The 25,869-nt window shown below is 61.5% G+C and carries 24 protein-coding genes; 6 read left to right on the forward strand and 18 right to left on the reverse strand.

Translation table 11 applies throughout. From position 1 onward, the window contains the following. Positions 1-143: 143 nt before the first annotated feature. A complete protein-coding gene (locus tag GTP46_RS00730; RefSeq protein ID WP_161004733.1) occupies positions 144-932 on the forward strand; it encodes a response regulator transcription factor in 789 nt (262 codons plus the stop codon). Here GTP46_RS00730 and pnuC read toward each other — a convergent pair. The 3 genes from pnuC to GTP46_RS00745 form a co-directional block, all read right to left on the reverse strand. After that, on the reverse strand, positions 929-1,501 hold the full coding sequence (pnuC, locus tag GTP46_RS00735) for a nicotinamide riboside transporter PnuC (RefSeq protein ID WP_161004734.1): 573 nt from the start codon (positions 1,499-1,501) through the stop codon (positions 929-931). The genes GTP46_RS00730 and pnuC overlap by 4 nt on opposite strands. A 13-nt stretch (positions 1,502-1,514) precedes the next feature. Beyond that, on the reverse strand, positions 1,515-2,723 hold the full coding sequence (locus GTP46_RS00740; RefSeq protein WP_161004735.1) for a M48 family metalloprotease: 1,209 nt from the start codon (positions 2,721-2,723) through the stop codon (positions 1,515-1,517). A gap of 69 nt (positions 2,724-2,792) precedes the next feature. Further along, complete coding sequence (locus GTP46_RS00745; RefSeq protein ID WP_161004736.1) at positions 2,793-4,760, reverse strand: hybrid sensor histidine kinase/response regulator; 1,968 nt, start codon at positions 4,758-4,760, stop codon at positions 2,793-2,795. 162 nt (positions 4,761-4,922) lie between these two features. Between GTP46_RS00745 and GTP46_RS00750 the strand changes: the two genes are divergently transcribed. Next, a complete protein-coding gene (locus GTP46_RS00750) occupies positions 4,923-5,669 on the forward strand; it encodes a substrate-binding periplasmic protein (protein WP_229258747.1) in 747 nt (248 codons plus the stop codon). Between the two features lies 1 nt (position 5,670). Here the strand turns inward: GTP46_RS00750 and GTP46_RS00755 are convergent, their stop codons facing one another. The 4 genes from GTP46_RS00755 to GTP46_RS00770 form a co-directional block, all read right to left on the reverse strand. Continuing rightward, entirely contained in the window at positions 5,671-6,780 is a 1,110-nt protein-coding gene (locus GTP46_RS00755; protein ID WP_161004738.1) for a catalase family protein, read from the reverse strand. A 70-nt stretch (positions 6,781-6,850) separates the two neighbouring features. Beyond that, entirely contained in the window at positions 6,851-7,939 is a 1,089-nt protein-coding gene (locus tag GTP46_RS00760; protein WP_161004739.1) for a HupE/UreJ family protein, read from the reverse strand. Continuing rightward, positions 7,923-10,040 (reverse strand): DUF3500 domain-containing protein, encoded by a 2,118-nt coding sequence (locus GTP46_RS00765; RefSeq protein WP_161004740.1) that lies wholly within the window; start codon positions 10,038-10,040, stop codon positions 7,923-7,925. Before GTP46_RS00765 ends, GTP46_RS00760 begins: the two co-directional genes overlap by 17 nt. A gap of 95 nt (positions 10,041-10,135) precedes the next feature. Next, positions 10,136-10,750, reverse strand: a complete 615-nt coding sequence (locus GTP46_RS00770) for a PEP-CTERM sorting domain-containing protein (protein ID WP_229258748.1) — start codon at positions 10,748-10,750, stop codon at positions 10,136-10,138. A 160-nt stretch (positions 10,751-10,910) separates the two neighbouring features. On the opposite strand from GTP46_RS00770, the gene GTP46_RS00775 reads away from it, so the two are divergent. Then, a complete protein-coding gene (locus tag GTP46_RS00775) occupies positions 10,911-12,137 on the forward strand; it encodes an MFS transporter (protein ID WP_161004742.1) in 1,227 nt (408 codons plus the stop codon). Here GTP46_RS00775 and GTP46_RS00780 read toward each other — a convergent pair. Further along, a complete protein-coding gene (locus GTP46_RS00780) occupies positions 12,112-13,644 on the reverse strand; it encodes a right-handed parallel beta-helix repeat-containing protein (RefSeq protein ID WP_161004743.1) in 1,533 nt (510 codons plus the stop codon). The two genes, GTP46_RS00775 and GTP46_RS00780, sit on opposite strands and share 26 nt — an antisense overlap. A 134-nt stretch (positions 13,645-13,778) precedes the next feature. Here GTP46_RS00780 and GTP46_RS00785 point away from each other — a divergent pair, with 134 nt between their 5' ends. The 3 genes from GTP46_RS00785 to GTP46_RS00795 all read left to right on the forward strand — a co-directional run bounded on the left by GTP46_RS00785 (position 13,779) and on the right by GTP46_RS00795 (position 15,860). Next, a complete protein-coding gene (locus tag GTP46_RS00785) occupies positions 13,779-14,723 on the forward strand; it encodes a dihydrodipicolinate synthase family protein (protein WP_161004744.1) in 945 nt (314 codons plus the stop codon). Further along, positions 14,720-15,391, forward strand: a complete 672-nt coding sequence (locus GTP46_RS00790; RefSeq protein WP_161004745.1) for a GntR family transcriptional regulator — start codon at positions 14,720-14,722, stop codon at positions 15,389-15,391. The genes GTP46_RS00785 and GTP46_RS00790 overlap by 4 nt, the downstream gene beginning before the upstream one ends. 70 nt (positions 15,392-15,461) lie before the next feature. Then, on the forward strand, positions 15,462-15,860 hold the full coding sequence (locus GTP46_RS00795) for a VOC family protein (protein ID WP_161004746.1): 399 nt from the start codon (positions 15,462-15,464) through the stop codon (positions 15,858-15,860). Here GTP46_RS00795 and GTP46_RS00800 read toward each other — a convergent pair. The 10 genes from GTP46_RS00800 to clsB all read right to left on the reverse strand — a co-directional run bounded on the left by GTP46_RS00800 (position 15,787) and on the right by clsB (position 25,801). Beyond that, positions 15,787-16,116, reverse strand: coding sequence for a HigA family addiction module antitoxin (locus tag GTP46_RS00800; protein ID WP_161004747.1), 330 nt, complete (start codon positions 16,114-16,116; stop codon positions 15,787-15,789). The genes GTP46_RS00795 and GTP46_RS00800 overlap by 74 nt on opposite strands. Positions 16,117-16,129: 13 nt before the next feature. After that, positions 16,130-16,408: a type II toxin-antitoxin system RelE/ParE family toxin gene (locus GTP46_RS00805; protein ID WP_161004748.1), complete on the reverse strand. Its 279-nt coding sequence runs from the start codon at positions 16,406-16,408 to the stop codon at positions 16,130-16,132. A gap of 193 nt (positions 16,409-16,601) precedes the next feature. Next, positions 16,602-17,375, reverse strand: a complete 774-nt coding sequence (locus GTP46_RS00810) for an enoyl-CoA hydratase (RefSeq protein ID WP_161004749.1) — start codon at positions 17,373-17,375, stop codon at positions 16,602-16,604. A 67-nt stretch (positions 17,376-17,442) separates the two neighbouring features. Then, positions 17,443-18,639: an acetyl-CoA C-acyltransferase gene (locus tag GTP46_RS00815; RefSeq protein ID WP_161004750.1), complete on the reverse strand. Its 1,197-nt coding sequence runs from the start codon at positions 18,637-18,639 to the stop codon at positions 17,443-17,445. Positions 18,640-18,681: 42 nt separating this feature from the next. Beyond that, positions 18,682-19,128, reverse strand: coding sequence for a PaaI family thioesterase (locus GTP46_RS00820; protein WP_371869508.1), 447 nt, complete (start codon positions 19,126-19,128; stop codon positions 18,682-18,684). A gap of 60 nt (positions 19,129-19,188) precedes the next feature. Next, positions 19,189-21,591, reverse strand: coding sequence for a 3-hydroxyacyl-CoA dehydrogenase/enoyl-CoA hydratase family protein (locus GTP46_RS00825; RefSeq protein WP_161004751.1), 2,403 nt, complete (start codon positions 21,589-21,591; stop codon positions 19,189-19,191). 18 nt (positions 21,592-21,609) lie between these two features. Then, the gene (locus tag GTP46_RS00830; RefSeq protein WP_161004752.1) at positions 21,610-23,400 is read right to left on the reverse strand and encodes an acyl-CoA dehydrogenase C-terminal domain-containing protein; all 1,791 of its coding nucleotides are present in this window, start codon (positions 23,398-23,400) and stop codon (positions 21,610-21,612) included. 39 nt (positions 23,401-23,439) lie between these two features. After that, complete coding sequence (locus GTP46_RS00835; protein ID WP_161004753.1) at positions 23,440-24,063, reverse strand: TetR/AcrR family transcriptional regulator; 624 nt, start codon at positions 24,061-24,063, stop codon at positions 23,440-23,442. A gap of 206 nt (positions 24,064-24,269) precedes the next feature. Next, entirely contained in the window at positions 24,270-24,641 is a 372-nt protein-coding gene (locus GTP46_RS00840) for an RNA-binding S4 domain-containing protein (protein WP_161004754.1), read from the reverse strand. Further along, positions 24,638-25,801, reverse strand: coding sequence for a cardiolipin synthase ClsB (gene clsB, locus GTP46_RS00845; protein WP_161004755.1), 1,164 nt, complete (start codon positions 25,799-25,801; stop codon positions 24,638-24,640). Before clsB ends, GTP46_RS00840 begins: the two co-directional genes overlap by 4 nt. Positions 25,802-25,869 lie beyond the last annotated feature (68 nt).

A 25,869-nucleotide genomic window follows, 5' to 3' on the forward strand; every position in this document is an offset into this window, starting at 1 on the left:
ATTATTAATGATCTAAAAAAAACATGCTTTTGGCGGAAGAGACAACTATTTTGCAAGCGTAGAAAACTATCAAAAATATTCAAAAGATAGGCATAATACGCAACAGGGAGTGATAAAAAATTATCAACCATTAAGGGGTTGCTATGCCGACCACCCTTGAAAGTAGCCGTTCCAAGATCCTCATCGTGGACGATTCCGCGTTTGAGCAGCGCATGCTGGCGGATTTGCTGAGCGAGATGCCGTATAAAGTCTCGGTCGCCTTCAATGGCCTGCAGGGCTACCAACTGGCGCTGGCCAACCGGCCCGACCTGATCCTGCTCGACGTGCGCATGCCGAATATGGACGGTTATACCGCCTGCCGCCTGCTGAAAGCCAATCCGGTCACGCAGGATATTCCCGTGATTTTCCTCAGTGGGGCCGACGCCGACGACGACCGCATCCTCGGCCTGTCGATCGGCGGTGTCGACTACGTCTCCAAACCGTTCTCGCCGGGCGAGCTGACCGCGCGCATCCAGGTCCACCTGAATTTGGCCAAGCGCCAGCAACAGGCACCGCCGATCGAGGCCGAAGACGAAGAACACATGGAAGCCGAGAGCGATCCGGACGCAGTGCTGGTCAACGCCGTCAAGCGCCTGATCAGCGACAACCTGGCCGCACTACCGGGATTGGCGGAAATCGCCCGCAACGTCGGCACCTACCGCGAAAAGCTGTCGCAGGTATTCCGCGAGCAGACCGGCATGACGGTGTTCGGCTTTATCCGCGAGGAGCGCATCCGCCGCGGCGAAGAATTATTGAAGGACACCGATATCGACGTGCAAGACATCGCCCTGCTGATCGGTTTTAACAACGCTGGCAATTTCGCCACCGCCTTCCGCGAACGCATGGGCGTCACGCCTTCCGCCTACCGTCAGGCCATCCACAAAAAAGCCTAGGCAGGCAGCGCTTGCGCCTGCATCTGGCGGCGCCAGAAAAACCACGAGGCCAGCGCGTTCAGCCAATAAGCCCCGTACAGCACGGCCGTCAGGTAGAGGCCGCGGCTGGCGTACAGCGGCACCGAGACCGAATTCACCAGCAGCCAGAACGGCCAGGTTTCCAGCCGCCGTCCCATCAGCAGCAACTGGGCAACGATGCTGAACATCAGCACAGCGGAATCAATAAAGGGAGCATAGGCATTGGTGTAGGCCTGCAGCATCAGCCCGTAAGCGGCGGTCGCCACCACGCCGATGCCGGCCATCCACAGCAGCGCCTGCAGGCGGGCGCGCGAAATCGGCAACGCTGCACCGCCGGCGCCACGTACCCATTGCAGCCAGCCGATCAAACAGGTGATGATGAAGAAAGCCTGCAGCGCCACGTCGGCATACAGGTTGACGCTGTAAAACAGCGCGGCAAACATCGAGCAGCCCACCACGCCCAGCCACCACGAGTGCACATTGTTGCGCCCCGAGAGCACGATGGAAACCGTCATGACGGCATTGGCGGCGATTTCCAGCGGTGAGATCAACAGCGCTCCTCGTTTAGTGATGGCACTCCAGCGGCAACACGCGCACCGGGATATCGTCGCTGGCGCATTGCCAGACGACCCGCTTATTCTCATCCACGCGCGGAGTGAACGCAATAGCCTTGCCGCGATAGTTCAGGTCGGACGGGAACACCCGCACCATGCCATTGCCGGCATCGACCGTGATGTCCTGCACCGCATGGCCGGGATCATCCATCGCGTAGCCAGCCTGCTCCAGCGTGGCCGGGCCGCGGCCGTTGGCGTAGAAATAGCGTTCCACCGCCGCCGTCGCTTCGTGCCCCACCACCACCGCCTGCGCCATGCGCGCCTTGGCCGTGTAGTCGCTGTAGGCCGGGATGGCAACGGCGGACAGCACGCCGATCAGCGCGATCACGCCCAGCACCGAACCGGCGCCGCCAACGCCCAGGCGCGGCACAAACAAGGCCAGCAAGTAAGCCAGGCCGTGACGGCCCGGCGGCGACACTTCAGTGCCCTGCGCCAGCCCGCGCACCACCGCCATGCGCTTGACCAGCCACGGGTAGTCACCCACCAGCTCATGGAACGACATCCAGAAGCCGCTACTCTGCTGCGCCTGCGCCGTGTAATTGCTGATGCTCATCTGGCGCCAGCGCTTGCCGCCCGCCGCCAGCGCAGCCAGGCCGACTTGGGCGCTTTTCAAATCATCGCAGGCGTGGAAGCCATGGCGGTCGCAGGTGTATTCGCGGGCCCGCGCATATGCCGCGCCCAGCAACGGCAGCAAGGCCGCCGGCGCCAGCAGCGCCGACCAGCGCAGGTGGTTGCGCTTGATGTGGCCGATCTCGTGGCCGATATAGAAGTTGATCGCGTCCGGCCGTTCTTCCAGCGCATCGACCACGTCGGAATACAGCACGATGAAATTATTGCCGAGGAAGCGGGTGGCAAAAGCGTTGAAGGCGCCGCCCATTTGCAGCAGGTAGGCTTCCGGCACCTGGTCCAGCCCGAGGCGCTCGCAGCAGGCTTCGATGCGCTGGTGCAGGTCGGGGAATTGCGCCGGCGTGATCTGGACCGCCGTGCCTTTGAGGTAGGACACCAGCGCCGATTGCGCAAAACAGTAGCCGATAAAGAACAGCAGCAAGTACACCAGCGCCATGCCCACCGTACCGACCACCAGCAGCGCCCATATCAGCAGCGACAACGCCAGCATGATGCCGAACAGGTTTTTTTCGTTCTTGTAAATCAGGTTCATGCGGCTCCCGGCGCGAAAAAAGTTTCTCCGGGGCTATTTTAATCGCTGATTTACGAAATTGGCAACTATTTATGACAACGAAATTTGTAACTCCGCGATATTGATTGGTTTCACCAGATGGGCGTCGAAGCCGGCCGCACGGCTACGCAACTTGTCGTGCGCCTGGCCATAGCCGGACAGCGCCACCAGCCTCAGTCCAGCGCCGGCCGGGAGCAGGCGCAGGTGCTCAGCCAATGCGAAACCATCCATGCCGGGCAGGCCGATATCGAGGATGGCCACATCCGGCATGCCCTCCTCTGCCAGTGCTATCGCGTGGGCCGGATCGTAGGCCACGGTAGTCCGGTAGCCAAGCGCGCCCAGCAGCTCGCCCAGCGAATCGGCGGCATCCTGGTTGTCGTCCACCACCAGCACCCGTGGTCCGCTCCCCTGCGCCAGTGACGGCGCGGCATGGCTGGCCGCCTCCGGCAGCGCGGCGCTGGTCACCACCGAACCGGGCAAAGTGATGGTGAAGGTGCTACCCAACCCTTCGCCGGCGCTGTAGGCGCTGGCTACGCCACCGTGCATTTGCACCAGGTTGCGCACCAGCGCCAGCCCGATGCCGAGCCCACCCTTGGCGCGGTCCAGCTGGCGGTTACCTTGCACAAATAAATCAAAGATGTGCGGCAATAACGTGGGCGCGATGCCGCTGCCATTGTCGGTGACCTGGATCTGCAGGTTGCTGCCCTCGACCCGGGTAGCCAGCGCAATGTGGCCGCCGGCCGGGGTGTAGCGCGCCGCATTGCTCAGCAGGTTGGACACCACTTGCGCCAGCCGCGCCGGATCTCCATGCCAGTGCACGCCCGGCAGGTCGGCCTGCAGGCGATGCTGCTTTTGCTCGATCAGCGGACTGGCCATCTCGACCGCCTTGTTGAGCACATCGGCCAGCAGCACGGTTTCCTTGCGCAGCTCGACCTTGCCGCTGGCAATCCGCGACACATCCAGCAAATCATCCACCAGCCGTACCAGATGGTCGACCTGGCGCTGGATCACGGCTTGCTCGCGGCTGGTGTCTGACTCGCGCAACTTCATCAGCCGCAGCGCGGTGACGATGGGCGCCAGCGGATTGCGCAGCTCGTGGCCCAGCATGGCGAGGAATTCGTCCTTGGCGCGCGCGCTCAAGTGGAGATCGACGTTGAGCCGTTCGCTCTCGGCCATGGCAGCGGCCAGCGCGAGGTCGCTTTGCAGGCGGCTCACCGTGCCGCACACGGCAGCCGTGTATTGTTCGAGAAACTGGCGATAAGCGCCATCCATCGGCAAGCGCGGCGAGGCCGTGAACGCCAGCGCCAGCCGCGCGCACAGCTGCAGCTCGGCGCCGCGGATCAGCAGCACGCCGCTGGATACCACCGCCGGCGCCTCGTCACCACTGAACAAGCTGATGCCCAGCAAGTCGGCCGGGTTGTCGATGCATGACTGCGCGATGGCAGCCTGCACCGCCGGCTCGCTGCGGCAGCCGAGCAGGTCCAGCGTATGGCGGCGGCGTTCGGCTAGCACCTGCGCCGTGGTTTCGGTGCACACCACCAACACGCCCGCAACGGTGTCCTGCTCATCGAACACCGGCGTGTAGGTGTAGCTCCAGTAGACATCTTCGATGCGGCCATTGCGCCAGATCGGCACCAGGTTGTCGGCATACCAGCGCGCCTCGCGGCCGTTGCGCACCTCGTCGATTTGCGGACCGATGATGGACCAGATCTCGGGCCAGCATTCGCGCCCGCCCTGCCCCAGCGCGGCCGGGTGCTTGCCCACGCCAAAGCATGGCACATAGGCGTCGTTATAAATTTGCGTCAGCTGCTCGCCCCACCACAGGAACATCGGGTGCACCGAATGCATGACCAGGCCGACAGCAGTACGCAGCGAGGCCGGCCAGTCGGCGATGGCGCCCAGCGGCGTGAGGTCCCACGGATGCGCCTGCACCAGCGCGCGCATGGGCGTGCCGCGCCCGATGAAGCGCGGCAGATCGTCGAGCGGTCCGGGAACAGGCGTGAGCGGCTGAGCCAACATGACGATGTCCAAAAGGTTAAACAGCAATACTAGCAACTGTATCGTACGGTGTCGCACAATAGGTGGTTGCCGTGCAAAAATCGCTCACGCTTGACATTCGCCCCAACTCTGGCAAATTGTAGCCATCGAACAAGAAAAGGTTGCGCCATGCAAGCGCGTCACATGTTATCCGCCATCGCCCTGCTGGGGCTGGCCGCGCAGGCTACGGCGTGTGAGCTCAGCATGGCCCTGGAGCAGTGGCCGCCCTATCTTTACAGCCCGCCCAACGCTGCCCCGACCGGGCTCGACTGGGAGCTGGCGCAAGCCATCCTCAAGGAAGCCGGCTGCAAGCTCAAGGTGCAAGCAGAGCTGCCCACCTCGCGCCGCCAACGCCTGTTCGAACAGGGCCAGTTGGACCTGATCCTGTCGGCCTCGAATACGCCGGAACGGCGGCGCTATGCGCGCTTCAGCATCGCCTACCGGCATGAGACGGTGGGCGTTTTCGCGCGCAGCAGCGTGCAGCGCCACTACCAGCACCTCAGCAGCCTGGACGCGCTGGTGCAGGACAACGTCGCGCTGCTAGCGCCCAAGGTCGGCTGGTACGGCAAGGCCTATGCGCGCGCGCAGCCGACGCTGACGGCGGCAGGCAAGCTCAGCACCTTCAACAATTTCGCGCAGGGCTTGCGCATGCTGGACGCCGGACGCGCCGATTTGATCCTCGGCGACACGCTGGCGCTGCGTCATGAGGCCAGGACGCAAGGCATCGCCATCAGCGCACTACCGCTGGTGGTGTTACGCGCACCGGTGCACTTCATGCTCAACAAGGCCAGCACCTCACAGGCCGACCTCGACCACATCAACGCTGCCATCACGCGGCTGGAACAGCAAGGCGTGCTGGGCGCGATCCGCAGCCGCTACGGCGAACCGTAATTTAGTGTTCGCGCCAGTGATCGAGATTGTGCGGCTCGGTGATCACGGTGCGGTTGCGCTCAGCGCGGAAGCGGGCCGAGGCGGCATAAACGGCGCGCCGTACGCGCATGATGGAACCAATGGGACGGTGCGCGGCAAGACAGTGCCATGGATTGAATTGCATGCCGTCGTCGACCAACAGCGACAAACCATGCGTCCAGCCAGCCTGCGCAGGGGCGCTGAGGCGGGCAACCGCGACCCACGGGCTGGTCCACTCGACCGAGGCATCTTCAATCGGCATTGCCGCCAGATCGGTACATAGCTGCACCCGCAGCTCCCACTCGACGCTGTGGCTGCTCATGAAATCGACTACAGCGCCGCGCAGGCCGTTAGGTTTATGGTCCAGGTCAACCGGCTGGTCCTTCAACGCCATCAGTTGCGGCGAGACCGGCGCCAGCGACAGCTTGGCCATGTAGGGCCCAAATAAAATCGGTGCGGCGGTAAAGTAAGTTTCGCCCAGTGGGTGCGTTTCTGGATGGCCGCCCAAGCCCTTCAGGGTCGCACTCTCGCCGCCCACCGCCTCCAGCACTTTTTCTGCGCCGCGCAGCGCGGCAGATAAAGCCTTCTTCAGCCCCGGCGCTTTGTCGGTGGTGGCTGCCAATAATTTGACGCTGCCAAGGAACTGCTTGGCCGTGGGGGACAGGAAAGTGGGACCGTTGATCATGACGAAATCCTGCGTGACCTCGCCGACGCCATCCGGCAGGCGCTCGCCCGGCACGCCGACCACCTTGACTGCCAAGCCGCGCGGCGTCGACACTTTATCGTCCAGCATATCGCCCGGCGTGCTCGACAACCTCAGCACCACCGGCCAGGACGCGCCCAAGTGACTGAACAAGCCTTGTGCATAATCGGGCGGCAGCACGTCCAGCACGCGCAAGGTGCCGCGCAGCAAGCCGTGGCTTTTGGCATGCACACTGCGATGGGCATGACCGGTATCGGCATCGACGGTGGCGGCAATGTGGTGCATGGCCTCGGTCAGGCCGGCGATGGTGGCGGCCTCGTTTTCTTCCGGCACTTCGTAGGAAGGATCGTAAGGCAGCGGCTGGTGTGAATGGCGGGTAGGAAAGTCCATGATGCATCCTTATCGGGTGACTCACACCATCTTCGCCCTACCCGCCACGGGTGTCTGTGGTGTGGCGCACTCACACCCGCTGTGCCATCCAGATCACGGCCATTGCCGCCGCCAGCAATGCCGCCGCTTGCCGCACGCGCCGGTAGGACGGACGACGCGCCAGCCAGATCAACAACGGCGCGGCCAGCGCAATCACCAGCGCCTGCATCACTTCGATGCCGAGGTTGAAGGCCAGCACGCCCGCCACCAGTCGCGCGCCGCTCAGTTGCAGCGCGCGGATGGCCGAGGCAAACGCCAGCCCATGCACCAGCCCGAAACCGAATGCCACCCACGCTTCGCGGCGTGGGAAGATCGGCCGCCACGCGTGCACTGCCGAGAACAGGATGGACAGCGCGATGGCAAACTCCACCGGTTGTTCCGGCAAGCTGAGCGTGCCCAGCGCGCCCAGCATCAGCGTCACCGAGTGGCCCAGCGTGAAGGCGGTCACTACCTTCAGCAAGTACGCCAGCAGGTGGCGCGTGCCGCCGTAGCCCTGCCACTTGCCGTCCTGCGCCAGCAGCGCTGCGGGCAGCAGCAGCGTGAGCAAGAACAGCAGGTGGTCTGTACCCTCGGCGATATGCTGCATGCCAAGCTGGAACAAGTCGGCAAAACCGGCCCACCAGCGCGGATCGGCGCACTGCACTTCCAGGCTGCGCTGGCCGTAGTGCAGCGTACCGAGCACACGCGACGGCGCGTCGGGGCCGCTGCGCAAAGCCACCACGGTCAGGTGGCTCGGCACTTGATGCGCGATGGCGTCGTCGCCGAAGCTGAAGCGGTCCAGCGGCGCGCCCGGTGGCGGCCGCAGCGTCATGTCGGCCAGCAGGTCGAACGGCTGCTGTGTACGCTGCCAGCGCAGGCGCTCCACCTTCACCAGCCAGGCACGCCCGTCCGGCGCGAGCGGACGGACGTGGGCGGCCAGGTATTGCGCCAGCGCGGCGTCGCTGACGCCGTCCAGCGGGATGGCCAGTTTCAGCTCATCCAGCGGCAGCACCAGCTCGGCGTGGATGCTGTCCTGCCGGCTCTCCAGCAGGACCTCCGACTGCGGCGACGGATGCGCCCCCACCGCCGTCGCCCACAACAGCAGGCACAGCGCCAGCAGGCGCTTAGAAACTGCCGCCATAGTCGTTGGTCTTGTCGCGCCAGATGGTGTGATAGTGGATATCGGTACCGTACACCACGCCCTGCTGCACCACGAACTCAATCCACACGCGCGGACCATCGATGCGGATGTAGGACCGCTGCGCCTCCAGCGGCGAAGCAGCCGAATTCGGGTAGGCGCTGAAGTCGGCCTTCACGCCGTTCTGGCCGACTGCGTAAGCAACGTAGGTGCTGGCCAGCGCATCGTCCGCGAGATAAGCACCGAGCAAGGTGGCCGCCACGTCCGAAGCTTGCGTATTCACCCAGGCCTCAATCGCTGCGCGCACATAGCTTTGCTGCTTGGCGCTCATCGCCGAGTACTGCAGGCCGCGGCCGCTGGTCGGGTACACCAGCGTCTTGAAATTGCCATCGCTGTTGCCGGATGCGCCCATGATCACATCGGTGAAAGTGCTCGACAGCTTGGCCGCTGCCGATGCGGCGCTGTCAACGTAAATCGCTTCCGCCAGGTTGTAGACGGCGGCGCGCTGCTTCTCCATCGGCGCGTGCTGCTTGCCGGCGCTACTGGCGTTGGCCGTCACGTTCACCGTGCCGTCGGCACCGACGGTCCAGTTAGGCGGCTCGACGCCGACGAAGTTTGGCGTCGCGCTGACCTTGCCGGTGTTGTAGGTGATGTTGTACGCGAGGTGGTGGCCGGCGATCTGCAAGATCCACGGCGTGGTGTTCGATGGCGTGCCGACAAAGGCAATCGAATACAAGTCAGTGCCGTAGTCCAGCGCCAGGCCGGTGCCCCCCGTACCGACCATGCCGCCCGGCGCGGTGCCCGTGCCATCTGTCGGCGGCGTGAAAGTGCCGTCGGTAGGCGGCATGCCAGTACCCGTGCCATCGGTTGGCGGTGTACCGCCCGGCATGGTGCCGCCGCCCGTTCCGCCACCAGCACCTGCACCACCTCCTGCCGCCATGCCGCCAGCCAGCACCTGATCAGCCGCGCGCAATTCGTTCAGCAGTGTGATGCCGTTGGCGCTCAGCGCTTTCGCGATCACCACATTGGCCGCCGCCAGTTGCGCCGCGCTGAGCGTGGTGGTGTTCAGGCGCAGGCCGTGGCGTGCGCCTGGCAGATTGGTCCACTGGTTGGCGTTCGCCAGCGCGTAATCGAACAGCACCGTGGTCGCCGAAGTGGCCGAGGTCGCCACCGTCTTCTGGTCCGTCGACAAGGTGGCGAGGAAGGCATTGGCCGCATTCACCACGCCCGGCGTGTTGGCGCCGGGGTTCACCACATTCACCGTCAGCGCCACGCTGGAGCTAGTCACCGTGCCGGCGGTGTTGCTGACCACCAACTTGTAATTGCCCGCGCTGCTGGCGTTGACGGTGTTGATTTTGTAGATGCGCTCAGTCGCACCGGCAATCGCCACATCGTTGCGATACCACTGGTAGGCAGGGCTGACGCCGTTCACCGTCACCCACAAGGTGGCGCTGGCGCCAGCGTTGACGGTCTGCGCCACCGGCTGTACGTTAATCGCCGGCGCCGTCACCGACGACGACACCGCAATCACCGCCGCCGAACTGGTGGTGGTACCGGCAGTGTTGGTAATCGCCACCTTGTAGCTGCCCGCCGCCGAGGCTGTGTAGCTTGGATGGGTAGCGCCGTCGATGGCCGCGCCATCCTTGTACCACTGGTAGCCCATCTCCAAGCCATCTGCCGTGACGGACAAGGCCTGGCTGGTGCCGGTGAGGATGGTCGCACCCGACGGCTGCGCCGTGATGACCGGCGCGCTGCTGACCGTGATCACCGCGTTGACGCTGGTGACGGAGCCGGCGGACGACGTCACCACCACGTAGAAGGTGCCAGCCTCGGTGGCCGTGTAAATCGAGGAAGTCGCGCCAATGATGGAGGCGCCACCCAAGTACCACTGGTAGGTCAGGCCGCTACCGGTAGCGACCACCGACAGCACGCTGTTGGACCCGGCAGGAATAATGGCGGAGGCTGGCTGCAGGCTGATCGCTGGCCCGCTCGTGCTGGTGGACGCAGTCGTCGCAGAGGATGAATCCGAACTGCCGCTGCAGCCGGACAGCAGCAGCGACAAGGAAGTGGCATAGACGGCAAGCGCCCGGCTCGAGATGTGCATAGTTTGCTTTCTCCGATGTTGAGGAAAGCAAACTCTAGCGACCCATCAAGTCACAATCCGGCCCTTTATTGCCGTTTTGCCCAGATTTACGCCCTTTAACAGCCCGCGTTGCCGTTACGCGACTTGCGGCGCGCAATCACACCCAGCAAGCCGAGTCCCATGCCCAGCATGGCGTAGGTCGCCGGCTCCGGCACCGCCACCACCGTGCCGATGGCCTGGAATTCCGATACCGAGAACTGGAAGTCGCCCGCGCCCGACGCACCGCTGATGCGGAAGGCGGTGGTCACGATCGGCGTCGCCAGGCTGCTACTGCCGTTGTCCAACCCCCAGCTGCGATTTGGCGACAGCGTCGCGGCGCTCTGCCAGACGTGGGCGCTGTCAAGGTACTCGACCAGATAATTATTGTCGTTATCGGCCTGGATGCGCAGCTCGTTCACCTGCGATTTCTGGGCCAGCGTCACTGTGATGGTATCGACGCCGTAGTTGCCGCTCCAGAACACCGAACCGGTATTCCACTGCGTGCCGACCGGCAGGTAAATGCCATCGGTCACTGTCGACGGGTCCGCGAAGGCGGCGCCGCCCCAGCCAGCGCTGTCGCCAAAGCCGGCGGTGGCCGACAAGGTGACAGCGCCATTCAGCGCCACGTTGCTATCCGCCAGCGCGCCGCCTGCCAGCCCCATGAAAGCCAATGCGATTGCGAGTTTTTTCATCATTATCCCCTTTTTTGATATAAAAATAATAACGTTTAACTAGTTTAACTCAGCACCAGAGCGCTGCGGCGCACGATAGCGAGGTTTGACCGCAGCCTGCGGCGATAGGCCAAACATGCTATGGTTGACCCTTTTTGCCCGCAGTTTTGCGTCAATTCCTATGCAGCACGAACACATTCCCGACACCCCTCTCATCACCGCGCCGCACGGCGCCGGACTGGCCAACCTGGCCCTGGCCATCGGCGGCTTGGCCATCGGCACCGGCGAATTCGCCTCGATGAGCATCCTGCCCGTGGTAGCCAACGACCTCCACGCCACCCTGCCCGACATGGGCCACATGATCAGCGCCTATGCGCTGGGCGTGGTGTTCGGCGCGCCGCTGATCACCATCTTTTTGGCGCGCATGCCGCGCCGCGCCATGCTGATCATGCTGATGTCGCTGTATGCGGCCGGCAACCTGCTCAGTGCAGTCGCGCCCGGCTACGGAGGACTGCTCGTGGCCCGCTTTATCGCCGGCATTCCGCACGGCGCCTACTTCGGCGTCGCGGCGCTGGTGGCGGCAACGATGGCGACGCCGGACAAGCGGGCGCAGGCCGTCTCGCGCGTGCTGCTGGGGCTGACCATCGCCAACGTTTTCGGCGTGCCGCTGGCGACCTGGCTGAGCCAGGGCTTCGGCTGGCGCTCGACCTTCCTGGTGGTCGGCCTGCTGGGCCTGACCACGGCGGTGATGGTGAGCCGCTACGTGCCCTTCATCGCCGCCGGCGACGCCAGCCCACGCCGCGAGCTGGGCGTGTTCCGACGCCTGCAAGTATGGGTCACGCTGCTGATGGTATCGGTAGGCTTTGGCGGCCTGTTCGCGGTCTACACCTACGTCACGCCGACGCTGCTGGAAGTGACCAAGGTCTCGCCGGCCGCGCTGCCGGTGCTGCTGGCCATGATGGGCGTCGGCATGACGGTGGGGAATTTAGTGGGCGGCTGGTTTGCCGACCGCTCGCGCCTGTGGACCATCTTCGGCGCACTGGTGTGGAATGCGGTGGCGCTGTCGACCTTCTACTACTCGAGCGCGCACTTGTGGAGCGTGGCGCTGAACCTGTTCGCCATCGGCTGCGGCATTGCCGTCTGCCCAGCGGTGCAAACGCGTTTGATGGACGTGGCGGGCGATGCCCAGACTGTCGCAGCAGCGTTGAATCACTCCGCCTTCAACTGCGCCAACGCCGCCGGCGCCTGGTGCGGCGGCCTGGCCATTGCCCATGGCATGAGCCTGCAATCAACCGGCCCGGTCGGCGCCCTGCTGGCCCTGGGCGGCATCGCCGTGCTGGGCATTTCGGTACTGCTGGAACAGCGCCCAACCGGACGCATGGTCAGCGCCGGTAGCTACGCTCCTTGAATTTGGTAGACGCGAACCAGTTACGGGCGGCGGCCTCGGGGTCAAAGCTGGCGGCGGGCTGGTTGCTGTTCGGGCGGTCGCCTTCGAAGAATGGACCGCTGAGCTGGTAGCCGTAGAAGCGGTTGCCGCTCCAGCGGATGTCTTCGTAGCGCAGCGCTGGATTCAACGCACGGAACAGTGTGCCAGCGTTGGCGCCATGGTAAAAGATATTGTCGTGGATGTCGCCAGCGTTGCGGCTGCCCATGCCAGTGTTCTCGGCTGCAGGCGATAGCAAGCCCGGCTGCGTGTTCAGCACCAGGTTACCGCGCACCGTCGCGCTGTGCGAACCGGCAAACACGATCACACGCCGGCCATCGTTGATGCTGAGGTTGTTCTCCACCAGCGTGCCGGACGCTTGCGCCGGATGGCCGAGCCCATCATCGCCACAACCGCAGAACAGCATGAAGCCGCCCTCGTTGTCGTGGCTGTAGTTAGCGACGATGTGCGTGTCGCGCGTGCCGAGATCGGCATCGAAGGCCATGCCGTCGCCTGGCTCCCACGGCGGCTGGTAGCGCACGTGGTGGATCTCGTTGTACTGGAAGCGCGCGCCGTCGGTGTTGATGGCCCATGCGCCGGCGCTGTTGCCCGCTACCCGCATCCAGATATCGTGCAGCAGGTTGGCTTCGACTAACGGCTGCGCCGCAGTACGCACCACGATGCCATCGCCGCCGATGTCGTGGATGTGGTTATTGCGGAATACGATGTTGGTGGATGGCGTGTAATCATCCGCCGCCGCTGCGCTCAGTGGGACACTTTTGTCCTTGTAGGGCAGATAGTCGCCGCACGGCGCACCGCCAACGCGGCACATCCACGCCGAGCGCGTCGACAGGCCGATGGCGTCCACATGGAAGATTTCGCTGTTCTCCACCAGCACATCATCAAAGCGCGTCTTGCGCTGGTTGGCGCCGTGGCGCGTGATGTTGAACAGGATGCCGCCGGTCTCCTTGTAGACAAGCTCGCTGCCCGGTACATCTTTCAAGTAGCCGCGCACGTGGTGCACATACACATCGCGCACGTGATAGTGGCTGCCGACGCCAAAGTCTTCCAGCTGCACCAGCAAACCGGCGCGCGCGCCTTCGCCCGGGCCGTCGTTGGTCAGCTCCAGTCCTTCAAGCTCCCAGTGCTGGAGGTTGTAGAGATGAACCGCTGCCCGCGCGCCCGTCGCATCCTCGCTGCTGCCGGCTGCAATCACCGCCCTGCCCGCCGCTGGATCGCCATAGCTGCTCGCCACAATCGGCATGCCGGGCTTGCCTGAACTGCCGGCCTGCGGGACGAAACTACCGTGGCAGGTCACACCGCGCTTGAACAAAATCCGCGTACCCGCCGCAAAGTGCAAGGTGTTCAAAGCCGACAAGCTGGCCACCACCGGCGCCGGGCTGGCGCCCGAGCAATCTACCCTCACCTCAGCGGCGCGGGCGGCGCCGGTAATCAACGCAGCGATCAGAACTACCCAGCTCATCTTGGTCATGGCATCGGCTCATTTTAGGCAATGAGTTAACGATACCACAACCAAGCTTTAGAGCGTCGTAATTTTCAGATTGTATAAAATATCCAAAATAGGTATGATATTTGGACCCTCTAACGCAGCCTGAAGGAAACACCATGAGCGACAATATTTTCACCGGCACCATCCCGGCCCTGATGACGCCTTGCAAAGCCGATCGCACGCCCGACTTTGACGCGTTGGTCAAAAAAGGCCGAGAACTGATCAATGCCGGCATGAGCGCGGTGGTGTATTGCGGCTCGATGGGCGACTGGCCGCTGCTGACCGAAGCGCAGCGCCAGGAAGGCGTCGCGCGCCTGGTCGCGGCCGGCGTACCGACCATCGTCGGCACCGGCGCGGTCAACTCGAAAGAAGCCGTGTCCCACGCGGCGCACGCCGCCAAAGTCGGCGCTCAAGGCCTGATGGTGATTCCACGCCTGCTGTCGCGCGGCTCATCGCCTGCAGCGCAGAAGGCACACTTTTCGGCCATCCTGGAAGCCGCGCCGAAGCTGCCAGCCGTGATCTACAACAGCCCGTACTACGGCTTCGCCACCCGCGCCGACCTGTTCTTTGAACTGCGCGCCAAGCACCCTAACCTGATCGGCTTCAAGGAATTCGGCGGCGCTGCCGACCTGCGTTATGCGGCCGAGCACATCACCAGCCAGGACGACAACGTCACCCTGATGGTGGGCGTGGATACGCAAGTGTTCCATGGCTTCGTCAACTGCGGCGCGACTGGTGCCATCACCGGCATCGGCAATGCGCTGCCGCGCGAAGTACTGCAGCTGGTGTCCTTGTCGCGTAAGGCTGCGGCTGGCGATGCCGTCGCACGCCGCCAGGCACGCGAACTGGAAGCTGCGCTGCTGGTGCTGTCCTCGTTCGACGAAGGCACCGACCTGGTGCTGTTCTACAAATACCTGCTGGTGCTGAACGGCGACAAGGAATACACCCTGCACTTCAACGAAACCGACGAACTGAGCGCCAGCCAGCGCCGCTACGCTGAAACGCAATACGCGCTGTTCCGCAGCTGGTACGCGGCCTGGTCGAAAGAAGTGGCTGCGTGAAGGGACTCGCCGTCACCACCGTAGCGGAGCAGGCGGCTGACGCCCTGCGCCGCAAGATCATGTCGGGCGAGCTGCCGGAAGGCATGTCGCTGCGGCAGGATGCGCTCGCGGCCGAGTTTGGCATCAGCCGGATTCCGGTGCGGGAGGCACTGGTGCAGCTGGAGGGTGAGGGATTGGTGAAAATCGTCCCGCACAAAGGCGCGGTGGTGTCCGGGCTGTCGATCGATGAAATCAGCGAGCTGTTCATGTTACGCAGCTTGCTGGAGCCGGTGCTGCTGAAGAAATCGGCTCCGCGCCTGACAGCCGAGGACTACGCCGAGCTCGACGCCATCCTGGCCGAATACAAAGTGGAGTTGCATGCTCAGCACACCACGCGATGGGGTGAACTCAATACCCGTCTGCACGATGTGCTGCTATCGCGCGCCGAGCAGCCGCGCACGGCGGCGATTGTGGCCACGCTGCTGCAGCAAACGGATCGCTACACGCGCATGCAGTTATCGTTGAGTGCTGACAGTATCCGCCAGGCACAGCAGGAGCATGAAGAACTGGTACAGCTATGCCGTAACGGTGATGTACGCGGCGCGGCGTCCCTGCTGAAACGCCATATCGAGCATGCCAGCAAGGATCTTGAGCAATTCATTTTGGCGCAACGGAAGCCGGCGAAATAAATTTGTCGATTTCAGACGCCTCCGTTCGTCGTGAGATAGTAGTACCCTATCTTTCCAACGAGGAGGCGTCATGCACAAACAGATCATCTTCAACCTGCCGGTCAAGGACCTGGAAAAATCCAAGGCCTTCTTTACTGCGGTGGGCTTCACCTTCAGTCAAAAATTCAGCAATGACCAGGCGGCCTTCATGCACATTGTGGGCGACGACATCCGCGCCATGCTGATGACCGAAACCTTCTTCAATTCCCTCATCAACAAACCGGTGGTGAACGCCAAAGAAGGCAACGAAGTCATCATCTGCCTGAGCTGCGAGAGCCGCGCAGAAGTCGACAGCCTGATCGCCAAAGCCACCGCCGCCGGCGCCCGCATCCCCCACCCACCCGAAGACCACGGCTTCATGTACGACCAAGGCTTCGAAGACCTCGACGGCCACCTATGGAATCTGGTGTGGGCGGAGACAGGCGTTTGATCTTAGGCCGCTCTAATCCACTGGCCTGATACAAATCGTATTCCAGCTGAATGCCAGCCCAAACGTCCGGACTAGTTCCCAACGCATCACTCAACCGGTAAGCCATATCAGCGGAAATTCCTTCAGCGCCATCCAGGATACGCTGCAAAATGACATGATTCACACCGATATGAGCGGCAACATCCGCTACAGTCAGACTACCGAGATACTCTTTGAGCACCACTCCCGGATGAGGTGGATTGTACATGCGGGTCATATGTCGCCCCTCTTCAGTGATAGTCACAATAATTAACCAGAATCACATCTTCACCATCAAATGCAAAGGTCAAACGCCAGTTTCCGCTAACAGAGATAGCCCAGTGACCTTTCAATCGCCCTGTCAGCGCGTGTAGATGCCAAGCCAAGGACGCTAAATCTTCAGGCTTCTTTGCTTTGTGAAGCATAACAAGTTGCGAACTCAGACGCTCGGCGTGCGCAGGCTGAATTCCAGCCAGACTTCCCGTTTCAAAGAAGTGCTGCAGTCCCTTATGGCGAAAGCTTTTAATCATGATCGTATCCCTCGTCGATACGTCATGCAAGCAAGCGCTACTGTATCTCGCTCAATCACTTTTCATCTCCTCTGCAGACAGATAAAAAGTGATAGTGCAACGGCCTTCAGCCGGTGTTATTGAGGCACCTCATTTGCGCAAAAAAAAAAAAGCCATCCGCATGGATGGCCTCTACTACGCACTTCGGCGAAACTCAGGAGAACTGCTTGAAGTCTGGCTTGCGCTTCTGGAAGAAGGCCATGAAAGCTTCGCGGGCTTCTGGGGCGGACAGCATTTTGCCGAAGTGGATGTTTTCCGCGGCGATGGCTTCGCTCACTGGCGCTTTACGGGCGGCTTTCATCAGTTCTTTCGTCACGCGAATCGAGCTCGCTGGCAGTGCTACCAGTTTGGTGGCCTGGCCTTCTGCGAATGCAAGCAGCTCTGCTACCGGCACTACTTTCGATACCAAGCCCATCTCCAGCGCTTCTTGTGCACCAAACGCTTCGCCCAGCATCAGCTTTTCAGCAGCGCGCGGGTAGCCGGCGATTTGGGTCAGCAGCAGGCTGGAACCAAACTCTGGGCACAGGCCCAGCTGCACGAACGGCATCGAGAACTTGGCGTTGTCGGCTGCGTACACCAGATCACAGTGCATCAGCAGCGTGGTGCCGATGCCGACTGCGTTGCCCGATACCGCCGCCACGATAGGCTTGGTCGAACCGCTCAGCGCCATCATGTATTTGTAGACCGCGCGGTCTTCAATCGCACCGCTCGATGGCGCGTTTTTCATGAAGTCTTCTAGGTCGTTACCTGCGGTGAAAATCTCCGGCTTGCCGACGATCAGAATGGCGCGCACGTCGGCGTTGCCTTCGGCGTCGTTGAGGGCATCGGCCATCAACTGGTACATCTCGGCGGTGATCGCGTTCTTGCGTTCCGGACGGTTGAATTCCAGTGTCAGGATGCCGTCGTTAATGCTGCTCAGAATATCCATATGTCTCTCCAAAAATGAAAGGGCGCTGGGTTAAACCTCAGCGCCCTTTTCTACCGCGATGTAGTGATTACACGCGCTCGATGATGCCTGCAGCGCCCATACCTGCGCCGACGCACATGGTGACCATGCCGTACTTCAGGTTGTTGCGGCGCAGTGCGTGCACCACGGTCGCAGCGCGGATTGCGCCAGTTGCGCCCAGCGGGTGGCCCAAGGCGATTGCGCCGCCCATTGGGTTGACCTTGGCTGGGTCCAGGCCCAGATCGCGCACCACGGCCAGAGCCTGTGCTGCAAACGCTTCGTTCAGTTCGATCCAGTCCAGTTGGTCCTGGGTGATGCCGGCTGCTTTGCAAGCATCTGGAATCGCGAACTTAGGACCGATGCCCATGATTTCTGGTGGCACGCCTTTAACCGCGAACGACGAGAACTTGGCCAGCGGAGTCAGGTTGTGTTCTTTCAGGATGCGTTCCGAAACCACCAGCAGCGCGCCAGCGCCGTCCGACATCTGCGAGCTGTTACCTGCGGTCACGGAGCCTTTGGCGGCGAACACTGGCTTCAACTTACCCAGGCTTTCCATCGTGGTTTCTGGACGCGCGCCTTCGTCGGTATCGACGGTGCGGGTTTTCACTTTGATTTCGCCGCTGGCCAGATCTGGCGTGCGGGTGATGATTTCAACTGGAGTAGTTTCGTCTTTGAAGAAGCCAGCTTGCTGCGCAGCGATAGCGCGGCGGTGCGATTCAACTGCGAACGCATCCTGGTCTTCGCGCGATACTTTCCATTGCTCGGCCACTTTCTCAGCGGTCAGGCCCATGCCGTATGCCATACCAACGTTGTCGTCGGTGAACATGTTCATGTTCATCGATGGCTTGATGCCCATCATCGGCACCATCGACATCGACTCAACGCCGCCGGCCAGCATGACGTCGGCTTCGCCCACGCGGATGCGGTCAGCAGCCATGGCCAGCGCGGTGATGCCCGATGCGCAGTAGCGGTTGATGGTCACGCCGCCGACGGTGCGTGGCAGGCCTGCCAGCAGCACCGATTGACGGGCGATGTTGAAGCCCTGTTCCGCTTCAGGGAACGAGCAGCCGATGATGGCGTCGGTGATCAGCGCTGGGTCCAGGCCAGGCGCCTGTGCCAGTGCCGATTGAATCACGCGCACCAGCAGGTCGTCCGGGCGGGTTTTGTTGAACATGCCGCGCGGTGCTTTACCGATCGGGGTGCGGGTCGCGGCGACGATGTACGCTTCTTGAATTTGTTTGCTCATTTTGTTCTTCCAAAAATTTTTGATCGAAGACTAGGCGCTAACTTAGCTGCGCTTCTCAGATAAATACCAATCCACTTGAACCTGTGCGGCCAGCGTGCCGACGGCGTCGAAGATATCGACTTCCACCGGGAACGCCACCTTGCCTTGCTGTTTCAGTTCTGCCTTCAACGCAGCCAGATCGCCAGGGACGCGTCCTTCGGCGCGGGTCGCGCCATGAGCCACTTTATGGTACTGGATGCGCGATTCCTTGGCGACCGGGCGCAGGCCCAGGATCAGGTCCGCAAAGCCGCCTGCCATGGCCGCGCCGGAAGCCGTTTCGGCCAGCGTGAACAAGGCGCCGGCATGCGGCGTGCCCAAGTGATTGTGCAGCTTCGGGTCATCCGGCATCGACACTTTGGAAGTGCCGTTGCCGATGTCGTCGATCCTGATTCCCAGCGTGCGGACCAGCGGCAGGGTGTCCATCATTTGCTGCTTGATACGTTCGTACACGATGCTCGGCCTCACAAAAAGTAAAACTTTGAACGCTAGTTTCAGGATCGACATGGCCGATTAGTTGCGGACTGGTTTACCGGTCTGCAGCATGCCCATGATGCGTTCCTGGGTCTTCGGATGGTTCAGCAGCTCCAGGAAGGCTTTACGCTCCATGTCCAGCAGCCACTGCTCGCTCACGAACGAACCCTGGTCGATATCACCACCGCTGACGATCTGCGCGATCATGTCGCCCAGCTTGAAGTCGTGTGCGGAGATGAAACCGCCGTCGCGCATGTTGACCAGTTGCGCCTTGATGGTGGCCCAGCCGTAGCGGCCAGTCACTTGCACTGGCGCTTTCAGCGGAGCGCGGTAGCCGCGGTCGAACATGGCGAGCGCTTCAACTTTAGCAACGTGCAGCAGTTCGTAAGGGTTGAACACGATCACGTCGTCTTCTTTCAGGTAACCCATCGCTTGCGCTTCCAGGGCCGATTTCGACACGTTCGCGGTAGCCGCGTTGGTGAAGCCAGCTTTCAGGAATTGCAGGATGTCGTTGCCCTTGGCTTCCTTGGCAGCGCGCTGCGCCGCTTCTTTCAGGCCGCCGCCGGCTGGGATCAAGCCTACGCCCACTTCCACCAGGCCGATGTACGACTCGATCGACGCTACACGCTTCGATGCGTGCAGGGCCATTTCGCAGCCACCGCCCAGGGCGATGCCGGCAACAGCAGCTACCACTGGCACGTTCGAGTATTTCAGTGCCATGAAGGTGTCTTGCAGTTCCTTGATGATCGGATCAACTGCTTTGGCGCCGCCGCTCATGAAGGCTGGCAGTGCCGATTGCAGGTCGGCGCCGGCCGAGAAGGCGCCGCCGTCCGCTGCGTCCGCGCTCCAGATCACCAGGCCTTTGAAGTTTTTCTCAGCTTCGGCCAGTGCTTTACGGAAGCCGGCGATAACGCCTGGGCTGATCACGTGCAGCTTGGTTTTCAGCGAGATGACGAGGATGTCGTCGCCCGAGTGCCACAGGCGTACGTCGTCGTCTTCATGCACGGTGGTGCCGGCTTTGCGGCCATCCAGTTCGCCCGAGCCCAGTACTGGGGCGCGGAATTCCTGGCGCTTGTACACGGCCAGGTCCGAACGTGGCACGAACGATTTCGATACTGCCGACCACGAACCTTCAGGGGTGTGGACGCCGCCTTTTTCAGCGACAGGACCTTCGAATACCCAGGCTGGCAGCGGTGCGTTGCACAGTGCGTGGCCAGCGTCGATGTCTTCTTTCACCCACTGGGCCACTTGGGTCCAGCCGGATGCTTGCCAGGTCTCGAACGGACCGACGTTCCAGCCGAAGCCCCAACGCATGGCGAAGTCGATGTCACGGGCGTTGTCTGCCACGGTGTCCAGGTGCACGGCGATGTAGTGGAACGCATCGCGGAAGATCGCCCACAGGAACTGCGCTTGTGGGTTGGTCGATTCGCGCATGGCCTTCATCTTCTTGACCGGATCCTTTTCTTTCAGGATGCGTGCCACGATGTCGGCTGCCTTGGCGCCGCCCGGTACGTATTCACCGGTAGCGAAGTCCAGGCGTTGAATCTCTTTGCCTACTTTTTTGTAGAAGCCGGCGCCCGATTTCTGGCCCAGCGCGCCCTTCTCTACCAGGCCAGCCAGTACGGCTGGGGTTTTGTAGACGGCTGCGAACGGATCGTTCGGCAGGTAGTCTTGCATGGTCTTGATCACGTGACCCATGGTATCCAGACCAACCACGTCGGCGGTACGGAAGGTACCCGACTTGGCGCGGCCCAGCTTGGCGCCGGTCAGATCGTCAACGACGTCCACCGACAGGCCGAATTTTTCAGCTTCGTGGACGATCGCCAGGATGCCGAACACGCCAACGCGGTTAGCGATGAAGTTCGGGGTGTCCTTGGCGCGCACTACGCCTTTGCCCAGGGTCGAAGTCAGGAAGCCTTCCAGCTGGTCGCTGATTTCTGGCTTGGTGAACTCGGTCGGGATGATTTCAACCAGGTGCATATAGCGCGGTGGGTTGAAGAAGTGCACGCCGCAGTAGCGCGATTTCAGATCCGCGTCGAAGCCTTCCGACAGCTTGGTGATCGACAGGCCCGAGGTGTTCGAGGCGAAGATCGCGTTTGGTGCAATGTGTGGCGCGACCTTTTTGTACAGGTCGTGTTTCCAGTCCATGCGCTCGGCGATGGCTTCGATGATCAGGTCGCACTCGGCCAGCTTGGCCAGGTCGTCTTCGTAGTTGGCGACTTCGATCAGCGCTGCGTGTTCTTTGTTGCCCAGTGGTGCAGGCGACAGTTTTTTCAGGTTCTCGATGGCCTTCAGAACGATGCCGTTCTTAGGCGTGCCTTCTTTGCCAGGCAGGTCGAACAGCACCACTGGCACTTTGGCGTTGACGCAGTGGGCCGCGATTTGCGCGCCCATCACGCCGGCGCCCAGCACGGCTACTTTTTTAACGATGAAATTGGTCATGTCGTTTCCTCTGGTTGCTTAGAACAGGTCGGCGTCGAGTGCCATCAGGTTGGCGGAGCCCGAGCGTGCCTGACGGATCAGGGTTGCGGTTTCTGGTTGCAGGCGGGCGAAGTAGAAGCGCGCGGTGGCCAGTTTCGATTTGTAGAAGGTGTCGCTGCTGTCTTCTTTTTCCAGGGCGATTTGTGCCATGCGGGCGAAGAAGTAGGAGTACACCAGGTGGCCTACAACGCGCAGGTACGGTACGGCTGCTGCGCCAACTTCGTCGGCGTTCTGGAAGGCTTTCATGCCGATTTCCATGGTCAGCTTGGTGACTTTGTCGCCCAGCTCGCCCAGTGGGGTGATGAACTCGGACATTTTTTCGTCCAGGCCGTTCTCTTCCACGTAGGATTTGATTTTCTCGCCGAATTTACGCAGCTTGGCGCCGTTGTCGCCCAGGATCTTACGACCCAGCAGGTCCAGCGACTGGATGGTGTTGGTGCCTTCGTAGATCAGGTTGATACGCGCGTCACGCACGTACTGCTCCATGCCCCACTCCGAGATGTAGCCGTGGCCGCCGAACACTTGCATGGCTTCCGAGGTAGCGATCCAGGCGTTGTCGGTGATAAAGGCCTTGATGATCGGGGTCAGCAGCGCGACTTCGTCGGCGGCTTCTTTACGTACTTCTTCGTCCGGGTGGTTCAGTTCGCGGTCGATCTGTAGTGCCACGTACGAGGTGAATGCGCGTGCGCCTTCAGCGTAAGCTTTGCCGGTCAACAGCATGCGGCGTACGTCTGGGTGAACGATGATCGGGTCAGCTTGTTTCTCTGGGAATTTAGGACCGGTCAGCGAGCGCATTTGGATGCGGTCTTTAGCGTAGATCAGTGCGTTCTGATAAGCGATTTCGGTCAGACCCAGCGACTGCATGCCTACGCCCAGACGGGCTGCGTTCATGAACACGAACATGGCATTCAGGCCTTTGTTCGGCTGGCCGATGATCCAGCCACGGGCGCCGTCCAGATTCATCTGGCAGGTCGAGTTACCGTGGATGCCCATTTTTTCTTCGATCGCGCCGCAGGTGATCGGGTTGCGTTCGCCTGGAGTGCCGTCTGCTTTTGGCAGGTACTTAGGCACCAGGAACAGCGAGATGCCTTTCGAGCCTTCTGGTGCATCTGGAACACGTGCCAGCACCAGGTGCAGGATGTTTTCCGACATGTCGTGTTCGCCGGCCGAGATGAAGATCTTGTTACCGGTGATCAGCCACGAGCCGTCGTCCTGTGGCAGCGCTTTCGAGCGCAGCATGCCCAGGTCGGTACCGCAGTGTGGTTCGGTCAGGCACATGGTGCCGGTCCACTCGCCCGACACCAGTTTCGGCAGGTAGACTTCTTTTTGATGCGGGGTGCCGTGTTCTTTCAGGCACTCGTAGGCGCCGTGCGACAGGCCTGGGTACATGGTCCATGCCTGGTTGGCCGAGTTCAGCATCTCGTAGAACGAGTTGTTCATCACCACTGGCAGGCCTTGGCCGCCGTATTCAGGATCGCAAGCCAGCGCAGCCCAGCCGCCTTCAACGTATTGTTTGTAAGCTTCTTTGAAGCCTTTTGGAGTGGTCACAGTGTGGGTGGCGGCGTCGTGCTTGCAGCCTTCGCGGTCGCCCGAATGGTTCAGCGGGAACAGCACTTCCGAGGTGAACTTGCCGCCCTCTTCCAGCACCTGGTTGATGATGTCAGCATCGATTTCCGCGTGCTTTGGCAGCGCCTTCAGTTCGTCTTCCACTTTCAACAGCTCGTGCAGAACGAATTGCATATCCCGGATTGGCGCGACGTATTGACCCATGATTTTCTCCTGATGACTACTTTTGAGTGTTTGAATTAATTAACTAGCTTGTGCTACCACCGCTGCCGGCGATTGCGGATTGCGATACGTTTCGACCAGGCGCTCAAAGCCCTTGCCTGCCCGTTCCAGGCTGCCCGGAATGCGCAGGAAACGCGCATCGTGGTGCAGGGCCAGGATCAGGCCGTACATCTCGTACACCAGCTGCTGCGGGTCGGTGTCGGCTTTGAGGTCGCCGGACTCGATGCACTGCTTCGCGCAGCGCAGCAGCGCGCCTTGCCACGCGCCGACCATCGCCATCAGCTCTTCGCGGATCGGACCGGGACGGTCGTCATATTCCACGGCGCCGCTGATGTAGATGCAGCCCGAGGCCACTTCCACGCTGACCCGTTTGACCCAGCGCGCAAACATCGCTTTGAGACGCTGGATGCCGCGCGGCTCTTTCACGCTGGGGAAAAACACTTCCTGCTCGAAACGGTGGTGATACAGCTTCAGTACTTCCAACTGCAAATCTTCACGCGACCCGAAGTGCGCAAACACGCCGGATTTGCTCATGTTCATCTTATCTGCGAGCAATCCGATAGTCAGGCCTTCCAGGCCGTCGCGGCTGGCCAGGTCGAGGGCCACATCCAGGATTGCAGCGCGGGTTAACTCGCCTTTACGCATAAATTTAGTTGAAGTATTAATAAGATGACATCCCAGGGTAAATAGTCGTTGAAGGAGAAAGGAATATTCTGCTCCACTTAAATTTACTCTGTGTGAAAAGAATTGCGAACGCTCGTACTATTATCCACTTGGGGGTGAATGTCAAACAGTACTGTTAGAGGTGGCGTTCTATTGCTGCGCAGCAGCAATGCAGATGGGAAACTAAGTTAGAGTTTGCCCAATTGACGGCGGTCACGTTTGGTCGGACGGCCCTTGAAATCAGCACTTGGCTCACGGAACAGGCGGCGGTTTTCCGCTACCGCAGCGCGGCGAGCCACGCTCACATCGGTCTCTTCGTAGAGGTTGCGGGCGATGGGCGCGGCGGCGCGCACATCAGACAAACCCATCACATCCACTTCCCACTGGTCGGAGCCGTTGTCGACCTCCAGCGTATCACCAATCTTGACGTTGCGCGCAGGTTTTACGCGATCGCCATTGACGGTGACGCGGCCACGGTCCACCGCCTCGGTAGCCAGCGAACGGGTCTTGAAGAAGCGTGCTGCCCACAGCCATTTATCCAGTCGTACACCTTCGCTCACGCGTATTTCTCCACTGCGAACACCCGTATCAATAATTTGTAAAACACAAACGCAATCTCGTAGCCGATACGCTTCACGTAGCCCACGTGCTCGAAGTCGTCGTAGGTGATGACCTTGCCATCAGCGATGGCGTCCTCGATGTGGCGGCGCAGGCTTTGCGCAAAGGCCGCGTCCTTGATCACCACATTGGCTTCCTGGTTGAGGAACAGGCTCAGGCCGTCCACATTGCTGGAGCCGACCGTGGCCCAGTCGTCATCGATTACCGCCACCTTGGCGTGCAATTGCGTCTTGTGATATTCCACCACTTTGACGCCGGCTGCAAGCAGCTTGGGGTAGAACGAATGCGCCACCGCATCCTGCAGCCAGATCTCGCCTACGCCGATCAGCAACACCACCTCGATGCCACGCTCGGCCGCCGCCGCCAGCGCGCGGCGGAACTTGCGGCCGGGTGCAAAGTAAGGATTAGCCAGCAGCACAGTCTTGCGCGCGCGGCCCAGCGCTTGCAGGTAGGCGCGCTGGATGGTGCGGCGATTGCGCAGGTTATCGCGCACCACAAAGCCAGCCTGCACGGCATGCTGGGCGGCGATCCTCTCCACCTTGCGCATGTCGCGGTACAGGCCGATCCGCTTGATCAGGCTGAGCTTGCCGAGGCGACGCCACTGCGTCACTGCTTCTAGCTGGATATCGGCCACCAACGGACCGCGCACTTGCACCGCGAAATCCCAGCGCGGCGCCGACAGCGCCCGGCTGTGATCATAATCGCAGAACATATCGTCGTTGATGTTGATGCCGCCGACGTAAGCCACATTGCGGTCAACCACGCAAATCTTGCGGTGCGTGCGCGTGACGCCGCGCTTGAACCACGGATTGAACATGCGGTGCTCGACGCCGCCAGCCACCAGCTGCTCGTGCATGGCGTTGACCTGGCGGCGGCCGGTGCCCCACCAGTCGGTAATCATGCGCACCTGCACGCCGCGCTGGGCCGCATTGATCAAGGCAGCCAGCACTTTCTGGCCAGTGTCGTCGCCGGCAAAGATGTAGGTTTCGAAATAGACTTCATACTGCGCGCCGTCGATAGCGGTGATCAGCGCCGGAAAGTAATCGGTGCCGGTATGCAGCAGCTTGACGTCGTTATCGGCTAAAAAATTAACAGTACGCATTACCTGATTTTAACCTCGGGTGGTGAAATAAGGCGCATCCTAGGAAACAAGTCTATAATTAAAAGCAA

Origin of the sequence: Duganella flavida (assembly GCF_009857445.1) — a bacterium.
Lineage (GTDB): Bacteria > Pseudomonadota > Gammaproteobacteria > Burkholderiales > Burkholderiaceae_D > Rugamonas > Rugamonas flavida.